This is a genomic window from Amycolatopsis halotolerans (assembly GCF_042647905.1).
In the GTDB taxonomy this organism is placed as follows: Bacteria; Actinomycetota; Actinomycetes; order Mycobacteriales; family Pseudonocardiaceae; genus Amycolatopsis; species Amycolatopsis halotolerans.
This window is the reverse complement of record NZ_JBHRWI010000081.1, coordinates 144979-161753: the sequence shown is the minus strand read 5'-3', so window position 1 is coordinate 161753 and position 16775 is coordinate 144979. Positions and strand designations below refer to the sequence as shown.

General features: G+C 67.7%; 16 protein-coding genes. 12 read left to right on the top strand and 4 right to left on the bottom strand.

Annotated elements, in window-relative coordinates; genetic code table 11:
* The first annotated feature begins 71 nt into the window (after positions 1–71).
* Both ACFORO_RS46525 and ACFORO_RS46520 read left to right on the top strand, forming a co-directional pair.
* Positions 72–203: a hypothetical protein gene (locus tag ACFORO_RS46525; RefSeq protein ID WP_377875734.1), complete on the top strand. Its 132-nt coding sequence runs from the start codon at positions 72–74 to the stop codon at positions 201–203.
* Positions 204–302: 99 nt separating this feature from the next.
* Positions 303–1229, top strand: coding sequence for a class I SAM-dependent methyltransferase (locus tag ACFORO_RS46520; RefSeq protein WP_377875732.1), 927 nt, complete (start codon positions 303–305; stop codon positions 1227–1229).
* On the opposite strand, the gene ACFORO_RS46515 is transcribed toward ACFORO_RS46520, so the two are convergent.
* Positions 1141–2511 carry an APC family permease gene (locus ACFORO_RS46515; RefSeq protein WP_377875730.1) on the bottom strand — a complete coding sequence of 457 codons (1371 nt, stop codon included), beginning with the start codon at positions 2509–2511 and terminating at the stop codon, positions 1141–1143. The two genes, ACFORO_RS46520 and ACFORO_RS46515, sit on opposite strands and share 89 nt — an antisense overlap.
* Positions 2512–2699: 188 nt before the next feature.
* Between ACFORO_RS46515 and ACFORO_RS46510 the strand changes: the two genes are divergently transcribed.
* From ACFORO_RS46510 to ACFORO_RS46500, 3 genes are all read left to right on the top strand, one after another.
* Positions 2700–3185, top strand: coding sequence for an Lrp/AsnC family transcriptional regulator (locus ACFORO_RS46510; RefSeq protein ID WP_377875728.1), 486 nt, complete (start codon positions 2700–2702; stop codon positions 3183–3185).
* Between the two features lie 168 nt (positions 3186–3353).
* Positions 3354–4742, top strand: a complete 1389-nt coding sequence (locus ACFORO_RS46505; protein WP_377875726.1) for an aspartate aminotransferase family protein — start codon at positions 3354–3356, stop codon at positions 4740–4742.
* A gap of 66 nt (positions 4743–4808) precedes the next feature.
* A complete protein-coding gene (locus ACFORO_RS46500) occupies positions 4809–5216 on the top strand; it encodes a hypothetical protein (RefSeq protein ID WP_354735230.1) in 408 nt (135 codons plus the stop codon).
* Between the two features lie 60 nt (positions 5217–5276).
* Here the strand turns inward: ACFORO_RS46500 and ACFORO_RS46495 are convergent, their stop codons facing one another.
* Positions 5277–6761: an alpha/beta hydrolase gene (locus ACFORO_RS46495; RefSeq protein WP_377875723.1), complete on the bottom strand. Its 1485-nt coding sequence runs from the start codon at positions 6759–6761 to the stop codon at positions 5277–5279.
* Between the two features lie 80 nt (positions 6762–6841).
* Positions 6842–7657, bottom strand: coding sequence for a class I SAM-dependent methyltransferase (locus tag ACFORO_RS46490; RefSeq protein ID WP_377875721.1), 816 nt, complete (start codon positions 7655–7657; stop codon positions 6842–6844).
* A gap of 55 nt (positions 7658–7712) precedes the next feature.
* Here ACFORO_RS46490 and ACFORO_RS46485 point away from each other — a divergent pair, with 55 nt between their 5' ends.
* The 5 genes from ACFORO_RS46485 (at position 7713) to ACFORO_RS46465 (ending at position 10909) form a co-directional block, all read left to right on the top strand.
* Positions 7713–8168 carry a MarR family winged helix-turn-helix transcriptional regulator gene (locus tag ACFORO_RS46485; RefSeq protein ID WP_354735222.1) on the top strand — a complete coding sequence of 152 codons (456 nt, stop codon included), beginning with the start codon at positions 7713–7715 and terminating at the stop codon, positions 8166–8168.
* Between the two features lie 84 nt (positions 8169–8252).
* The gene (locus ACFORO_RS46480) at positions 8253–9452 is read left to right on the top strand and encodes an FAD-dependent monooxygenase (protein WP_377896784.1); all 1200 of its coding nucleotides are present in this window, start codon (positions 8253–8255) and stop codon (positions 9450–9452) included.
* Between the two features lie 29 nt (positions 9453–9481).
* Positions 9482–9871, top strand: coding sequence for a MerR family transcriptional regulator (locus ACFORO_RS46475; protein WP_377875714.1), 390 nt, complete (start codon positions 9482–9484; stop codon positions 9869–9871).
* Complete coding sequence (gene trxA, locus ACFORO_RS46470) at positions 9871–10179, top strand: thioredoxin (protein WP_377875712.1); 309 nt, start codon at positions 9871–9873, stop codon at positions 10177–10179. The genes ACFORO_RS46475 and trxA overlap by 1 nt, the downstream gene beginning before the upstream one ends.
* A gap of 79 nt (positions 10180–10258) precedes the next feature.
* Positions 10259–10909 (top strand): DUF998 domain-containing protein, encoded by a 651-nt coding sequence (locus ACFORO_RS46465; RefSeq protein WP_377875710.1) that lies wholly within the window; start codon positions 10259–10261, stop codon positions 10907–10909.
* On the opposite strand, the gene ACFORO_RS46460 is transcribed toward ACFORO_RS46465, so the two are convergent.
* Positions 10891–12021, bottom strand: coding sequence for an MAB_1171c family putative transporter (locus ACFORO_RS46460; RefSeq protein WP_354735212.1), 1131 nt, complete (start codon positions 12019–12021; stop codon positions 10891–10893). The genes ACFORO_RS46465 and ACFORO_RS46460 overlap by 19 nt on opposite strands.
* 265 nt (positions 12022–12286) lie before the next feature.
* On the opposite strand from ACFORO_RS46460, the gene ACFORO_RS46455 reads away from it, so the two are divergent.
* Together ACFORO_RS46455 and ACFORO_RS46450 are read left to right on the top strand one after the other, a co-directional pair.
* Entirely contained in the window at positions 12287–13228 is a 942-nt protein-coding gene (locus ACFORO_RS46455) for an NAD-dependent epimerase/dehydratase family protein (RefSeq protein WP_377875707.1), read from the top strand.
* Between the two features lie 107 nt (positions 13229–13335).
* On the top strand, positions 13336–16743 hold the full coding sequence (locus ACFORO_RS46450) for an aminotransferase class I/II-fold pyridoxal phosphate-dependent enzyme (RefSeq protein WP_377875705.1): 3408 nt from the start codon (positions 13336–13338) through the stop codon (positions 16741–16743).
* Positions 16744–16775: the final 32 nt, after the last annotated feature.

Sequence of the window (16775 nt, the reverse complement as noted above, 5' to 3'; positions counted from 1 at the left end):
TGGGCAATACGCGAGGCGCGCTGGGAAACGGCTACGCCACCGAGATCGGTCTCGAACTCGGTGCGACGGAAGTGGTCGCCTTCACCGAGGTACACAACGCCCGCTCCCGTGCGGTGATGGAACGGCTCGGCTTCGCCTATCGCCACGATTTCCCGCATCGAGGCGAACCGTTCGCCCGCTACGCAATCTCGCTCGACACCTGAGCCGAATTCACCGCCGTTGCCGAAACGGAACCGCTTCGCTCTTTCGAAAAAATCATTTTTCTGCTATACTCCAACATTACTGGGTTAAAGTCCGAAGCTATGACCCCCGACGCGCAACCCAGCCGCACAGCTCTTCTCTCCGCCGCAGCGCGAGCCGCGCATCTGCTGGTCGACGACCACCCGGCAATCTTCACCGATCCGCTCGCACACCGCCTTCTGGGGGAACGCGCCGAAGAACTCCTCAGCTACCACCAGGTCTACGGCAGCCACCCAGCCCTGTCCGGCGCCCGCACCTCGGTCGTCACCCGCAGTCGCTACACCGAGAACCGGCTGGCCGAAATGGCCGTCGACCAATACGTAATTCTCGGTGCGGGCCTGGATTCCTTCGCCTACCGCGAAGCCCGACCCGACGACCTGCGAGTGTTCGAAGTGGACAAACCCGCCACCCAGCGCTGGAAAAAGAAACTGCTGGCCGAAGCCGGGATCACCACGCCCGAGACAGTCGAGTTCGTCGCCGTCGACTTCGAGAAGGACCCGGCGCTGACCAGTCACCTTGTCCAAGCGGGATTCGACCCGAACCGTCCAGCGCTGGTCAGCTGGCTCGGCGTCACGATGTACCTCACCGAGGAAGCGATCAGCCAAACCCTCCACGCGATCAGCGGCCTAGCCCCCGGAACAGAACTCATCGTCGAGTACCTCCTCCCCGCCGAACTCCGCGACGAGGCGGGCCAGGCCTATGCCGAGCTGGTCATGGCCGCAGCAGCCGCCCACGGCGAACCGTGGCAAACGTTCCTCAGCGCCGAGCAGATGGCCGCGCTCCTGCGGGACCACCTGCTCGAGCCGAGAGAACACGTCCGGCAAAAGGACATCCCAGTCGAATGGAAACGCGGCGACGCACTGCGCCCCACCGAGCTGTCCATCCTCACCAGAGCACGGGTCAGGGAATCGTCACCAGCCACCGATCCGACCGCCGGCGCAGATAGCCCCACCAATACCCGGCGGAAACCACCAGCACCCCAGCCGTGATCGCCAGGTCCAGCAAGCTCTGCGACACCAGCACGTACCCGAGCGCCAGCACCGCCACCATCGGCACCACCGGCCACCCCGGCATCCGCCACACCTGCGGCCGCCGGTGCGCCGGCCGTCGCGCCCACAGGACGCTCGCCGAAATCGCCAGGTACAGCGCGACGACGGCGACCCCGGTCACGCCACTCAGCGTTTCCACCGGCACAAAACACAGCACCGCTTCCGAAACGCCGACCACGAGCGTCGCCACCCAAGGCGCGCCGAACCGCGGACTCACCACGCTCAACGCACGGTTCACCGGCTCAGGCCAAGCGTGATCCCGTCCCGACGCGTACAGCACGCGCGAGTTCTGGATCACCATCACGATCACCGCGTTCACGATCGCCGCCGCGATGCAGAGGCTCACGATCGTGCCGAACGTCGAACTGCTCCAGCTCACCACGAGCGCGGTCAGGTCGAGGTTCCCGAGCGTCGCGAGGTCCGGCACGCCCAGCGTGATCGCCACGACCGGCACCAGGATCACCACCGCGCTGATGCCGAGCGTCCAGAACACCGTCCGCGACACCGTTTTGTGCGGCTCCCGCATCTCCTCCGCCAGATACACCGCGGTCGAGAACCCCTGCACCACGAACAACGCCACCGCGAGCCCGGCGATGACCGAAACCAGCGCGATCGGATGGACGCCGTCGAGGCTGGGCCGCACGAGCACCGCGGCCGGGCGGTCGCTGTGCGCGAAGCCGAGCACGGACACCACGACGATCGCGACGATCTCGATCACCAGGAAGATCCCGGTCAGCCACGCGTTCGAGCGCAGGTTCACCAGGCCCATCCCGGTCGACGCCAGCATCACGAGCGCACCCGCCACGGACGGGTCGATGTGGACGGCCACCGCCAGATAATCAGCCACTCCGATCGCGATGATCGGCGGCACCACGAGGATCACGATGAACGACAACATAAAGGTGATCCACCCGGCGAACCGGCTGACCACTGTCGACACCATGGCGTACTCGCCACCCGAACTCGGGACCAGCGTGCCGAGTTCGGAGTAGCAGAACGCGATCCCGACGCACAGCAGCACGGCGAGCCCGATGGCCAGCGCGGTGCCGGTGCCGAGCGAGCCGAACAGCGGCGGGACGAGAACGAACAGCGACGACGCCGGGGTCACGCAGCTCAGCGTCAGCAGGGTTCCGCCGCCGACCCCGATCGATCTGGTCAGCGAGCGGGGCGCGGGCGAACCGGCGGCGGTGTCGGTCTGGACGGGGACCGGATGAGGCGGCATGGGGATCCCTCCGTCGGCGGCGCTGGAATTCGACGGATGGAACAGGACGGGTTTGCCGTTGTCAACGCCGGAAAGACGACGAAATCCGTTGTCGGCCACCCCAGCTGACGGACGATCCGGACACTCTGGGCGACCATCCGCCACGCCGGAGGTTGCCCGCGGCGGGGTCGACCCGAGATGATCCCCGGATGCAGAGCCAGGACCCGAACCGGCCGGCGCCGCCGGTGGTCGACGACATCTCGAAGCAGATCATCGCCCAGTTGCAAGAGGACGGACGGCGGCCGTACGCCACGATCGGCAAGGCGGTCGGACTGTCCGAGGCGGCGGTCCGCCAGCGGGTGCAGCGGCTGTCCGATTCGGGCGTCATCCAGATCGTCGCGGTGTCGGATCCCTTGCAGATCGGGCTTTTCCGCCAGGCGATGGTCGCGATCACGGTCGACGGCCCGCTCGATCCGGTCGCCGACGCACTGGCCGAAATGGACGAGATCGAGTACGTCGTGCTCTGCGCCGGCCGCTTCGACGTGCTCTGCGAGGTGCTCTGTGCCGACGACGAGGCGCTGCTCGACGTGATCTCCAACCGCATCCGCACGCTGCCCGGAGTGCGCACCGCGGAGACGCTCGTGTACCTCAAGCTGCGGAAACAGTCCTACCAGTGGGGCTCGCACCGTCGGTGACGACGAAATCCGAAGATCCGTCCCTCTGGGACTAACGAAATTAGTCGTTGTGGGTGGCATCGACGACTGATCCGCTTGCCAACCGGTGTCGGCTCGTGCGATAACCGAGAAGTCCGGCCGGTACGCCAGGGTGCGTGCCGGCAGCTTCGAGGCCCGTTTCGAGGAGCCATGACCACGACCGCCGAACCCGCCGGGATCACCACCGGCTCGGGCACTGCCGCACGCGACAACCTCTGGCTGCACTTCACGCGCCACAGCCGCGCCGACATCGCCGACATCCCGGTGATCGTGCGCGGCGAGGGCGCCTACATCTGGGACGAGACCGGCAAGCGCTACCTCGACGGTCTCGCCGGGCTGTTCGCGGTGCAGGTCGGCCACGGCCGCGAGGAACTGGCCGAAGCCGCCGCGCGGCAAACGAAACAGCTCGCGTACTTCCCGCTCTGGGGCCACGCGCACCCGCCCGCGCTCGAACTGGCCGAACGCCTGGCCGTCGCGTCCCCGGGCGACCTCAACCGCGTGTTCTTCACCGTCAGCGGCGGCGAATCCGTGGAAACGGCGTGGAAGCTCGCGAAGCAGTACTTCAAGCTGACCGGAAAACCCACTAAGCACAAGGTGATCAGCCGCGCGCTGGCGTACCACGGCACGTCGCAGGGCGCGCTGTCCATCACCGGAATTCCGGGTGCGAAGGCCGATTTCGAGCCGCTCGTGCCGAGCACTCTGCGTGTGCCGAACACGAACTTCTACCGTGCACCCGAGCACGCCGACGACTACGAAGCGTATGGCCGATGGGCGGCCGATCAAATCGAGCAGGCCATCGAATTCGAGGGCGCGGACACGGTCGCCGCGGTATTCCTCGAACCCGTGCAAAACACCGGCGGTTGTTTTGTTCCGCCGCCGGGCTATTTCCAGCGGGTCCGCGAGATTTGCGACAAACACGACGTGCTGCTGGTGTCCGACGAGGTGATCTGCGCGTTCGGCCGGGTCGGCTACGACTTCGCGGCCAAGCGCTACGGCTACCGGCCGGACATCATCACCACCGCGAAGGGCCTGACCTCGGGTTACGCGCCGCTCGGCGCGGTGCTCGCGAGCGAGGCGCTGATGGAACCGTTCGCCGGCGGCGAGGCGACGTTCATGCACGGCTCGACCTATGGCGGCCACCCGGTTTCGTGCGCGGTCGCGCTGGCCAACCTCGACCTCATCGAGCGCGAGAACCTTTACGGCCATGTGCTGGAAAAGGAAACCGCCTTCCGGGCGACTCTCGACCGGTTGACCGATCTGCCGATCGTCGGCGACGTGCGCGGCACCGGTTTCTTCTACGGGATTGAACTCGTGAAGGACAAAGCGACCAAAGAGACCTTCACCGCCGAGGAATCGGAACGGATTCTGCGCGGTTATCTCTCGAACGCACTGTTCGAGGGCGGCCTCTACTGCCGCGCCGACGACCGCGCCGAGCCGGTGGTCCAGCTGTCGCCGCCGTTGATCTGCGACCAGCCGCAGTTCGACGAGATGGAGCAGATTCTGCGCGAGGCGCTCACTGGAGCGTGGAAGTTGCTCTGACGCTCTTCTCCGCACGGGTTGTCCCGCTACGCTGATCTTCGTTGCCTACCAACGGGAGGAAAGCGCGTGGCGGAGTGGAATGACCTGGTCGCCTACATCAGGCAGACCTACCGGGTGATCCGGGACGACCCGGGCGAAATCCGGATCCGGGTCCTGTTCGGCGACGACGCGGAGACGACGGGGCGAGCGCAGGTCGTGGTGATCGCCCGCGAGATTTTCGACCAGCGCGAGGACTGGGTGCAGATCGCGACGCCGTTCGCCCGGGTGGACGAGGTGGATCTGCTGACCGTGCTGAGCGAGGTGGGCCAGACGCTGGTGGTCGGCGGGCTCGTGGTGATGGGCGAGCACCTCGTGCTCCGGCATTCGCTGCCGCTGCTGAACCTCGACCTCAACGAGTTCACCGATCCGCTCGAACTCGTCGCCGGTTCGGCCGAACTGCTGGAGCAGCAGTTCACCGGGCGTGACGACTACTGAGCCGCCGCGGCCACGAAAAAGCGGGGCCCTGATCCGATCAGGGCCCCGCTTTTCGCTGTCTCAGTACGGCTGCGCGGCCGGTGCCCTCGGACCGTCCATCCTGGACTGAACGCTCGGCTCGACCGCCGGGCAATGCTTGCCCCGGCCCGGATTCGTGCCGTCGATCAGGAAGGCGTCCGCGGCGTCGGTGACGCACTGGCTCTTCTTGAAGTACGCGCCGTGGCCCCAGCCCTCGTAGGTGAGCAGCGGCGCGCCGGACTGCTGCGACGCGCGCACCGCCCAGCTGTACGGCGTGGCCGGGTCATAACGACTGTTCAGCATCAACATCGGCACGCCCCGCTGGACCGACAGCGGGTGCTGGGGGTTGCGCACCGGAGCGGGCCAGCTGGCACACCCGGCCGCGGCGCTCCAGCCCAGCGGCGAGAAGTGCAGGTCAGGCGACACGTCGGTGAGCGCCCGGCGGTAGCTGTCGAGCTGCGGGTACGACGTGATCGGCAGCCGCCAGTCCGAGCAGAAGATGCTGTTGAACGGGTTCGGAATGGGGATGTCGTCCTTGGCGAAGTCCGCGCCGAGCGGCTTCCCGTCGCGCAGGCTGACCAGGTTCTGCGCGAGCTTGCCCCAGGTGGGGCCGTAGAAGTTCTGCGCGTAGATGCCGACCAGCGCCATCGGGTCGAGTTTGTCGTCCGGGGTGCCGAGTTCGCCGCGTTCGGCGCGGGCGTACAGGTCCGCGGTCACCGCGCTGACGTCCTGGCCGTGCAGTGCGCACGAGGTCGTGCGGTCGCACCAGTCGCTGAACTGCTCGAATAACTCTTGCGTGGCCTGGGTTTCCGTCTTCAGGAACTCCCAGGTGCTGCGGATGGAGTGGTCCATGTTGCTGTCGAGCACGAGCGCGCGCACCCGGTCCGGGTACGCCTCGGCGTACTGCTGGCCCATCAGCGTGCCGTAGGAAACGCCGTAATAGGTGAGCTTCTTGTCGCCGAGCGCGGCGCGGATGGCGTCCATGTCGCGCACGACGCTGCGCGTGTCGGAGTGCGTGGCGAGCGGCCCGGTGATCTTCTCGCAGCTGCGGCCGAGCGCGCGGTTGTACGAGAGCAGCTGCTGGAATTCGGCGGAATCCTTCGGCTGCACCGGGTTTTTCGCGGTGATCTCGTCGAGCCCGCACTTGATCGCGGTGCTTTCCCCGACCCCGCGCGGATCGAACCCGACCGTGTCGAACCGCGCGGCGACCTTCGGCGACAGCGTCCAGCCGCTCTGCACCTCGCCCGCGCCCGCACCGCCCGGCCCGCCGGGATCCATGAGCACCGAACCGATCCGGTGCGCGGGATCGGTGGCCTTGCGCCGCGCGAGCGCGAGCTGAATCGTGCCGTCGCCGGGATGGTCCCAATCGAGCGGCACGGTGAGCTTGCCGCATTCGGCGCCCTGCCCGGTGGGACAAGGCTTCCAGTCGATCGCCGCGGACGCGGCGCTCGCTGGTGTCGCGGTGAACAACGCCGTCGCCGCGGTGACCGCGGTGGCGGCGACGGCCAGTTTCCTGCCCAGACCCAATGCCCTGCCCCTTCGGCGTGAACTGGAGACGTCAGAGCCCTCGATCTTGCCAGAAGGCGACGGGTGCCACTAGGGCGGGCTTAGCGTCCTTTGTGGACAGTTCGGGTGCTGGCGAGGTGAGCTGGGAAGGCAAGCGGAATCAGCCCATCGGACCTCGTTAGTGCTGGTGCTGCGGCGAAAAAGGCGGTCTTCAGCGCGCTGGAAGCCGAATCGCTCAGCGGGAAGAGGTTGTAGCCGGTCGAGACGAAATTCCAGACCTGATCGAGCGACCCGCTGAAATCGATCTCCTCGGTGCGCCACTGAACGGGAGCGAACCCGGCCGGGGCGAGGATTTCGTCCAGCCCGGCCTGATCCCGCGTGCGCGGGTCGCCGAGCCGGGGGATCCGCTGTTCCGCCGGGACATCGGCGAGGATTTCCCGCAACAGCTCGCCGAACAACGCGTACGCCCCGCCGCCGCTGATCCCGGCGCCGAGGACGAGCGAGAGTTGCCCGCCCGGCCGGAGCACGCGCGCCAGCTCCGCGGCGACCTGGTCGATGTCAGTCATCAGCATGAACGCCATGTGCGACACGCAGGAATCGAACGCGTGGTCCGCGAACGGCAGTTGCTGCGCCCGTCCCTCTGCCACCGTTGCCGAACGTTCCCTGGACAGCGCCAGATCGACGCTGGACACGTCGACCCCGATCGCCTGATGTCCCGCCGCGGCAAGCAGGTCAAGCAGGAATCCGTCGCCGCAAGCCAGATCGAGCACGCGACCCGGACCAGCGATCTCGTCGCGAAGAAGCTCGTAGCTCGACCGTCCGTCGGCGCTCCGTCCGCCGCCGAACGCGCGCGAGGTAACCGCCGGATGGCTTGCGTGGAAGGCACGAAAGAAGGTTTCTCGCACGGACCTGGTCACTCTCCCAACTTACGCACCGGCGCGAAATCCCGTCCGCTCTTTGTAGAATCGCCGGATGGCGGACGTGGTGCCCGATCGGCGCGAGGCCGAGGTCTGGTGTTCCTACCAGCGCGTGCAGCGGGCGCTCGGCAGCGCGCTCGACCGGCAGCTGGAGCGCGACGCCGGGATCTCCGGAGCCGACTACGCCCTCCTCGTCCCGCTCGTGAACGAACCGGACGGCGTGCTGCGCATGCGGGAGCTCGGCTCGACCGTCGAATGGGACCGCAGCCGGCTGTCGCACCACGTGAGCCGCATGTGCAAGCGCGGGCTGGTCGTGCGGGAGAACTGCACCGAGGACGCGCGCGGGGCCAACGTCCGGCTCACCGAAGCCGGGCGGGCGGCGGTCAAGGCGGCGCAGCGCCAGCACGGCGAACTCGTGCGCCGGTATTTCTTCGACCAGGTCAGCGGCCCCGAACTGGAGCTGCTCGGCCGCGTCTTCTCCCGGATGCTGACCCGCCTCGCCGAGGACTGACCGAGGCCGTCAGCGCTCCGTGCGGGCGCGGTAAGCGGTGCGCCGCAGTCTTGCCGCATCGCCTACCGATCCAGGGGAGCAGAGATGACCAGCAAGACCGTTCTCGTGTCCGGCGCCAGCGTCGCGGGTCCGTCCGCCGCCTACTGGCTGCACCGTTACGGCTATTCGGTGACCGTCGTCGAGGCCGCGCCGCAGCTGCGGCCGGGCGGGCAGGCCGTCGACTTCCGCGGCGAGCAGATGAAGCTCATCGAAGCGATGGGCCTGCTCGACGACCTGCGGGAACACGACACCGCGCTGCGCGAGCAGGTGCAGCTCGACCCGTCCGGACGGCCCGCCTTCACCCTGCCGAGCGGGTTCACCAACGGCGAGCTGGAAGTCCTCCGCGGCGACCTCGCCCGCATCCTCCACGACCACACCAAGGGCTACACCGAGTACGTTTTCGGCGACCGCGTCACCTCGCTCACCGAGACCGCCGACGGCGTCGACGTCACCTTCCGCCACGGTGCCCCGCGCCGGTTCGACCTGGTCGTCGGCGCGGACGGCATCCACTCCGGCGTGCGGACGGCGGCGTTCGGCCCGGAGGCGAAGTTCCGGACCGATCTCGGCTACCACGTCGCCGGCTTCACCGCGCCCAACCACCTCCGCCTCGACCACGAGGGCCTGCTCTACAACGAGCCCGGCCTCGGCGCGATCGTCACCAGCCACCTCGACCCGGCGACCGTCACTGTCGGCCTCTCCTTCCGCGGCGACCCGGACGGCTACGGCCGCCCCGACCTGGCCCGGCAGAAGGACATCGTCACCGAGGTCTTCGCCGGCGCCGGATGGGAGCTTCCGCAGCTGCTGACCGCCGTCGCCGACGCGCCCGACCTGTACTTCGACACCGTCGGCCAGATCAAGCTCGACAGCTGGTCGCGCGGCCGGGTAGTGCTGCTCGGCGACGCGGCCTGGTGCGCCGGGCCGGGCGGGTCCGGCACCGGCCTCGCGATGATGGGCGCGCAAATCCTTGCCGGGGAACTCGCTGCGGCCGGCAGCGACCACGTAACCGCGTTCGCCCGCTACGAGCAGCGGCTGCGCAAGGCCGCCCGTGTCGGACAGCGCAACGGTGCCGGTTCGGCCGACTTCCTGGTGCCGGCCACCGAGGAGAAGCTGCGCAAGCGCAACAAGATGTACCGCCAGCTGGCCGGTCCGATCGGCCGCCGCGTCTTCGCGTACATGGGCACCCGCGCGGCGAACGCGGTCAAATTCCGCGAATACCCCCAGCCTCGCGCGCACGCCTTGCCTTGACGTCAGCGACAAGGTTTAGCGTCGAAGACATGCGGATCGGCGAACTGGCACAACGGGCCGGGACCACCACGCGGGCCCTGCGCTTCTACGAGGCACAGGGCCTGCTCCCAGCGGCGCGCGCGGCGAACGGCTATCGCGAGTACGACGAGGACGACCTGCGGCTGGTCACCGAAATCCAGACCCTGCGCACGGTCGGGTTCAGCCTCGACGACACCCGCCCGTTCGTCGACTGCCTCCGCACCGGCCACGACGCGGGCGACGCGTGCCCGGCGTCCGTCGAGGTGTACCGGCGGAAGCTCGACGAGGTCGAGGCCTGCATGCGCGACCTCGCCGCGGTCCGCTCCGCCCTGCTCGACAAGCTCGCCGCTGCCGCCGCGCGCCCGGCCGACCCCTGCACTGCTGAATCCGAGGAGTCCTGATGACCACCGACGCCACCTTCGCCGCCGACGTCCTGGAACACGGCCAGCCCGTACTGGTCGACTTCACCGCCGACTGGTGCCCGCCGTGCCGGATGATCGCGCCGGTGCTCGCCGAGATCTCCGCGGAACGGCCCGGCCTCACCGTGCGCGAGCTCAATACCGACGAAAACCCCGAAACCATGCGCGCCTACCAGGTGATGGCGCTGCCGACGCTGATGCTGTTCCGCGACGGCGCCCCGGTGGCGTCGTTCGTCGGCGCCCGCCCGAAGGCGAAACTTCTCGCGGAATTGGACGATCTTCTGGGCTGAACCGGTGGATTTCCCGGTTTGTGCGGTGGTCTGGTGACGGAACAGGTACAAAGAGTGCACGACTTCGGGGAGCCGTGCCATGACTGCTTTCGTGCGCTCTTACCTGTTCCTTCGCCGCGCCATCGGATGGCTCGGGATCCTGCTGCCGATCGTCGTGATCGTCGGGAAGGAGCTGCTGGAAGGCGGTGGCCTGCTCGGCTCGCTGAGCGGCTATTACTACAGCGATCTCCGGAACGTCTTCGTCGGCACGTTGTGCGCGATCGGCGTCTTCCTGATCGCTTACCGCGGTTACGGCCGCCTCGACGACATCGCGGCGAACGTCGCGGCGATCGCCGGCATCGGTGTCGCGCTGTTCCCGACCCAGCCGGTCTCGCCGACCCCCACCCAGCACGCGATCGGCGTCGCGCACCTCGTGTTCGCCGCGATCTTCTTCCTCACCCTCGCGTTCTTCTGCCTCGTCCTGTTCACCAAGGACGACGGCGCGCCGACGAAGCGCAAACGTTCGCGCAACGCCGTCTACTGGACGTGCGGCATCGTGATGCTCGCGTGCCTGGTGCTGATCGTCCTCAACGGCCTGTTCTTCAGCGGCGCCACCGCAGCCCTGCATCCGACGCTCTGGCTGGAATCGCTCGCGGTGTTCGCGTTCGGTTTCGCGTGGCTGACGAAGGGCGAGACGCTGCTGGGCGACCAGCCGCAACCGCAGGCTCCGGCTCAGGCGAGCTTGGCGTAAGCCTCCGAAACCTGGGTGAGCCAGGCGACTTCGGCAGCGAACGTCTTCGCGTCGTGGTCGTCGAACGCGCCGTTGTCCTGGTTTTCCGCCGGGCTCACGCCGGACGTCTTCGCCTCCAGCGCCTGGCGGATCTTGCGTGCCTCGGCCACCGCCTGGTCTCCGTTCGGGGTGTCGGCGCGGTCCATGTACGGCCGCAGCGCGCGCCAGCCGTCGCGGATCTCGATCACGCGGCGATGCAGCCGGTAGTGCAAGTCGGACCAGCGCCGATCGGTGTCCCCCTCGGTCGGCGGTTCGAGCGCGATGCCCGGCGAGGATTCGTAGAGCGAATGCCACAGCGGGTAGAGCGCGCGATAAGAACGGTAATTGCGCTGCCACCGCGCGACCGACGACACGTGCTCGCCCCACGACGGCATGGTCAGCCCGAACGACACGATCACGATGCCCAGCGCGCTGAACACCGACGGCGCGATCGCCCACGTGCCGAGGTGCCAGCCGAGCGCCGGGCTCACGATGTTCACCGCGCGCGTGGCGCAGTAGAGGAACAGGATCACCGCGCCGACCGCTAGCGTCCGCAACGTCCGGCGCAGCCACACCCTCGACGTGCTTCGCGCGTACGGCAGGCACTGCAGGTAGATCGTCACGCACGGCACCGCCTGCGAGATGATGAACAGCAGCAGATAGGTGAGGATCACCGGGTCCTTGCTGCCCACGGCGAACGCGGTTCCCGGCGTGCCCGGCTTGTTGCCGATGGAGAACAGCACGGTCAGCACCACGAACAGCACCGCGCCGGAAACGATCCACGCGCGGATCTGGGAGCGGATCTCCGAGGGCGGATTGGCCCACAGCATCAGGAGGAGCTGCGCGCTGATGCAGTACGCGACCGCGGCCAGGTGCAAGATCAAGATCGCCAGATTCGGTATCCCGAACAGCGAGCCGATGCTGAGCGAGATCGCGCCGAGGGTGAACGTGACGCACTGCAGGATCAGCGTCGTCATCAGCACGATGTAGGCCGGGTCGCGCCACGAGCGGCGCATCGAGAAAAGCTTGTACAGCAAGGCCGCGTACGAGGAGACCGCCGACAAAGAGAACAGAATGATCTTCAGGGTGTTCACTCGCGCCCCCGGAATGCGGTCAGTGCCCGGTGGGCGGAACGGTGTGCGCGGCGACCTTGGCGGAATTGTTCACGATCGGCGACCATACACCACCGCACCGTGCTGAACTAGGGCCGGAAAACGGGTTCTGGCCTGGGCGAATTCCGAGTGGATCCCGGGTGACGGCGGCGTGGGCGGGACCGGTCCGCCGTGGCGGTCCGATGAACGGCGGGCGGCCGGTTCGTGAACGGCCGCAACGGGATGCGCTGGTGGTTAGGGTGTCGCCATGGGTCTTCAGGCGGTGATCGGGTACGGACCGGCGGGCGCGGCCACCGCGGCTTTGCTGGCTGAGCAAGGCAAGCGGGTACGGGTGATCGCCCGTTCGCCCCGAGAGAACGAACCGGGGCTGGAACACGTCGCGCTCGACGCCGCCGACCAGGCCGGGCTCGTCGAAGCGACCAAGGGCGCGACAGCGATCTACAGCTGTGCGAGCCCGCCTTATCATCGGTGGGCGACCGATTGGCCGCCGCTGCAGGACTCGATCTGCGCCGCGGCCGAAACGCACGGCGCGCTGCTGGTGTCGCTGGGGAATTTGTACGGCTACGGCCCGGTCGACGGTCCGCTCACTGAGAATCTGCCGCTCGCGGCCACCGGAACCAAGGGCCGGATCCGGGCTCTGCTGTCCGGGCAGGCGCACGCATTGCACGACGAGGGCCGCATCCGCGTGGTCGAGGTGCGCGCCTCCGATTTCTTCGGTCCAGGAGTGACCGACGGCGGCCATCTCGCCGCCCGCGTAGTGCCGAACGTGCTGCGAGGGCATAAGGTGCAGGTCCTCGGCGATCCGGACGCACCGCACAGTTGGACGTACATTCCCGATGTCGCGCGCACGCTGGTCGCGGCCGCGCGCGAAGAAAAGGCGTGGGGCCAGACGTGGCATGTGCCGACTGGTCCGCCGCGGTCCGCTCGGGTGATGGTCGCGCTGTTGTGCGAGGCGGCCGGAGTGGCTCCGGTGGCTGTGCAACGCCTTTCCCCGATGTTACTGAACGCGGGCGCTCTCGTTTCGCCGTTGTTGCGTGAGCTGCGGGAGGTGCGCTACCAGTTCGACCTCCCGTTCGTCCTCGATTCCCGTGCGGCACAGGACTTTTTCGATATTACTCCGACTCGCGAGAAAGATCAGGCCGCCGCGACTGTGGCCTGGTGGCGTGATCGCTTGGCTACCGTGAGTTGAGTTGTCTGTGCATTCCTCCGCACATTGCCCAATGCCCTTGAAAAACCGGGTAAGAACGGGCAATCTCGGTGTCGACTGGGTGGGAATCGGCACGAGGAAGTCATGCCATGGGGTCTGTAGCAGCTGGGTGGAAAGAATCCGAAAATAGCCAGGACATCGCCGTTGTCGGAATGGGATGCCGTTTTCCGGGAGCGCGCAACGTCAACGAGTACTGGGATCTGCTGAGCGAGCCCAAACCGCAGTTTCGGCGAGTGCCGGATTCGCGGTGGCGGCGCGAAGCGTTCTACAACGACGATTTCCGGGACAGCACCGCGGTCTACTCCGACCGCATGGCGCTGCTGGAGGACGTCGGCGACTTCGACGCGGGGCACTACAAGATCCCGCCGCGACGGGCCAAATCGCTCGACCCGCAGCACCGGCTGCTGGTCGACCTGACCCGCGAAGCGCTGCAGGACGCGGGATGGGAAGCGGGGGGCTTCGACCGCGACGACACGTCAGTGATCATGTCGCTCAGCGACAGCGGTTACCGCGACCTGAGCACGCTGCACCTGCGGCTGAAGCAATTGATCGGCGGCGAGTTCGGCCGGGCGGGCGATCCGGCGATGGCCGAGGCGGCGTCCGCGGTCAGCGGCCTGCACGCCACCGCGATGGCCGGGCTGCTGCTCAACATGGGGCCGAGTTCGATCAGCAACGTCTTCGACCTGCACGGCGAGAGCTACGCGCTCGACTCGGCCTGCTCCGGCGGGCTGACCGCGGTGGCGAACGCGGTGTTCGCGCTGCGGGCGGGCAGGTGCCGGATCGCCGTCGCCGGCGGCGCACAGCTGGTCTTGGCCCCGGACCTGTTCGTAGGCCTGTGCCGGATCGGCGCCATCTCGCGCACCGGCGAATGCCGCCCGTTCGACCGCCGGGCCGACGGTTTCGTGCTCGGCGAGGGGGCGGGCGTCCTGGTGCTGCGCCCGCTCGCGGACGCGCGAGCGGCGGGTGACCGGGTGTACGCGGTGATCCGCGGCGTCGGATTGTCCAATGACGGCACCGTCAAGGGCGGCATGATGCCGCAGGAATCCGGCCAGCTGCGAGCATTGCGGCGGGCCTACCGGGACGCGGGAGTCGACCCCGCGTCGGTCGGTTTCCTGGAGGCGCACGGCACCGCGACCGCGGTCGGCGACGACGTGGAAATCAGCGCGCTGACCGAGCTGCGCCAGGGCGCGGAAGAACCGGCGTATCTCGGCGCGGCGAAGTCAGTGGTCGGGCATTCCCTCGGCACCGCCGGAATCGCGGGTCTGATCAAGTCCATTTTGTCCGTCCACAAGGGACAAATTCTGCCGCAGCCGGATTTCGAGCAGGCGGACCATCTGCCGCTGCGGGACGCCGGGCTCCAGGTGGCCGGCCAGATCACCCCGTGGGACAGCGACGGCCCGCGCCGAGCCGGAGTGAGCGCGTTCGGCTTCGGCGGCTCGAACGTGCACGTGGTGATCGAGGAGGCGGCTCAGGAATCCCCGTCCGCCGAAACGCCGCGCCTGCTGCTGCTCACCGCCAGGGACCGCGCCGGGCTCGCTCGGCACGCCCGCGAGGTCGCTGACACGCTCAGCAGCGAGACTCCGCCGCTGGCCGCGGTAGCAGGCACTCTCGCCCGTCGAACGCTCTTCCCCGAGCGGCTCGCCGTAGCCGCCGACGATGTCGCCGATGCGATCGCCAAGCTCGTCGACGCGTCAGTTGCCCTGGAATCCGGGCAGAACGGCGAGCTGGCCCCCGGTGTGTTCGCTGGCGTGGTGTCGGCAGGGGAGGAGCCAATCGAGGACGGTCTGCCGCACGAGCTGGCTCAACGCGCGGTGACCGGCACCGGACTAAGACCGATCGCGAACGGCCTGCCGCACTGCACGCTGCCGCCAAGCCCGCTTAGCCCGCGCCGCCACTGGGTCGTCGACGACGCGAAGCTAGCCAAGGCGCAGACGTTGGAGCCGCTGGGCAGCACCGCCACGCCGGTCGAGGAGGCGGCGGAGACAACGTCCGCGCGGGACGTGCTGGCGGTCGTCCTCGAGGAAGTCGCACGGACGACAGCGTTCCCGGTCAACGAGTTGTACGCCGGGCAGTTGCTGGTCGACGACCTCGGTTTCGATTCACTGATGCTGACCGAACTGGAAGGCCGACTGCGCAAGCGTTTTCCCAGCTTGCCGCTGGAGATCGAACAGTCGGGCGTGCTGACGGTAGGTGCGGTAGCCGGAATGTTGGCTCCCGCAACGGCTTTGGTGCCCGCTGCTCCTTCACCGACCACCCCCGCGCCGGTGTGGGATCGAACGAGCGCGGCGATCGAAGAGTTCCCAGAGGCAGCGGCGATCGAAGCGCGGCTGAAGGAATTCGACGATCTAGGAGTGCCGAATCCCTACTTCCGCAAGCATCAGGGACGGATGGACGCCACAACGTCGGTGGCCGGCCGTGAGTATTTGTCCTTCTCCAGCTACAACTATCTAGGACTGGCCGGTCACCCAGCGGTGACCGCGGCGGTGCACGAGGCCGTCGACCGATACGGGACTTCGGTGTCCGGCAGCCGCTTGCTTGCTGGGGACCGCGACCTGTCGCGTGACCTGGAGACGGAGCTAGCCGCGTTCCTGGGCGTAGAGGACAGTCTGGTCCTGGTAAGCGGACACGCGACGAATGTCGGCGCGATCGGCCACCTGGTCGGCCCGGGCGACCTGATCGTGCACGATTCGCTGGCACACGACAGCATCCTGCAAGGCTGCGCCCTGTCCGGCGCTACGCGGCAACCGTTCCCGCACAACGACACAGCACGACTGGAGGACGTGCTGCGTCGATCGCGATCGCGGTTCCGGAGGGTGTTGATCGTCGTGGAAGGTGTCTACAGCATGGACGGCGATGTCGCCGATTTGCCTGCGCTGATTGACCTTAAGCGACGCTATGGAGCCTTGCTGATGGTCGATGAAGCGCACAGCATCGGCACCATGGGCCCGCGCGGAGCAGGAGTCGGCGACCATTTCGCGGTTGATCGCGCTGGCGTCGACCTTTGGATGGGAACCCTGTCGAAGTCACTGGCCGGTTGCGGAGGCTATCTAGCCGGATCAGCAAGGACGGTCCGCTGGCTGCGGTACTCGTTGCCAGGTTTTGTCTACAGCGTAGGAATCACTCCGGCCAACGCGGCGGCGTCCCTTGCCGCACTGAGGATCCTGCAGGAGGAACCAGAGAGATTGGCGCGACTGCGGGCTAATTCGAGGTTGTTCCTGGAGTTGGCCACAGCAGTCGGACTGCCGACCGGATCAGCCGGGGACACACCGATCGTGCCCTGCGTGGTAGGCGGTTCGGATGCCACATTGAGGCTAGCGACGGCATTGTACGAACGCGGCGTGGTAGTGGACCCAATCCTGCATCCAGCAGTGGAAGAGGAGCAAACCAGATTGCGATTCTTCATCACCAGCGAACACCGAGAAGACCAGTTGAGGTACGCGGTCGGAGTCGCAGGCGCAGAGCTGGCCGAATTGCGAGCCGCGCAAACCAATCCCTAAACCGGACCTAACGATCGGGGTGCCCGCGCAGC

Excerpts from the sequence above, each read along its gene's own strand:
- ACFORO_RS46520 (WP_377875732.1), top strand. The coding sequence starts at position 303 with ATGACCCCCGACGCGCAACCCAGCCGCACAGCTCTTCTCTCCGCCGCA.
- ACFORO_RS46515 (WP_377875730.1), bottom strand. The coding sequence starts at position 2,511 with ATGCCGCCTCATCCGGTCCCCGTCCAGACCGACACCGCCGCCGGTTCG.
- ACFORO_RS46510 (WP_377875728.1), top strand. The coding sequence starts at position 2,700 with ATGCAGAGCCAGGACCCGAACCGGCCGGCGCCGCCGGTGGTCGACGAC.
- ACFORO_RS46505 (WP_377875726.1), top strand. The coding sequence starts at position 3,354 with ATGACCACGACCGCCGAACCCGCCGGGATCACCACCGGCTCGGGCACT.
- ACFORO_RS46485 (WP_354735222.1), top strand. The coding sequence starts at position 7,713 with ATGGCGGACGTGGTGCCCGATCGGCGCGAGGCCGAGGTCTGGTGTTCC.
- ACFORO_RS46480 (WP_377896784.1), top strand. The coding sequence starts at position 8,253 with ATGACCAGCAAGACCGTTCTCGTGTCCGGCGCCAGCGTCGCGGGTCCG.
- ACFORO_RS46475 (WP_377875714.1), top strand. The coding sequence starts at position 9,482 with ATGCGGATCGGCGAACTGGCACAACGGGCCGGGACCACCACGCGGGCC.
- trxA (WP_377875712.1), top strand. The coding sequence starts at position 9,871 with ATGACCACCGACGCCACCTTCGCCGCCGACGTCCTGGAACACGGCCAG.
- ACFORO_RS46465 (WP_377875710.1), top strand. The coding sequence starts at position 10,259 with ATGACTGCTTTCGTGCGCTCTTACCTGTTCCTTCGCCGCGCCATCGGA.
- ACFORO_RS46455 (WP_377875707.1), top strand. The coding sequence starts at position 12,287 with ATGGGTCTTCAGGCGGTGATCGGGTACGGACCGGCGGGCGCGGCCACC.
- ACFORO_RS46450 (WP_377875705.1), top strand. The coding sequence starts at position 13,336 with ATGGGGTCTGTAGCAGCTGGGTGGAAAGAATCCGAAAATAGCCAGGAC.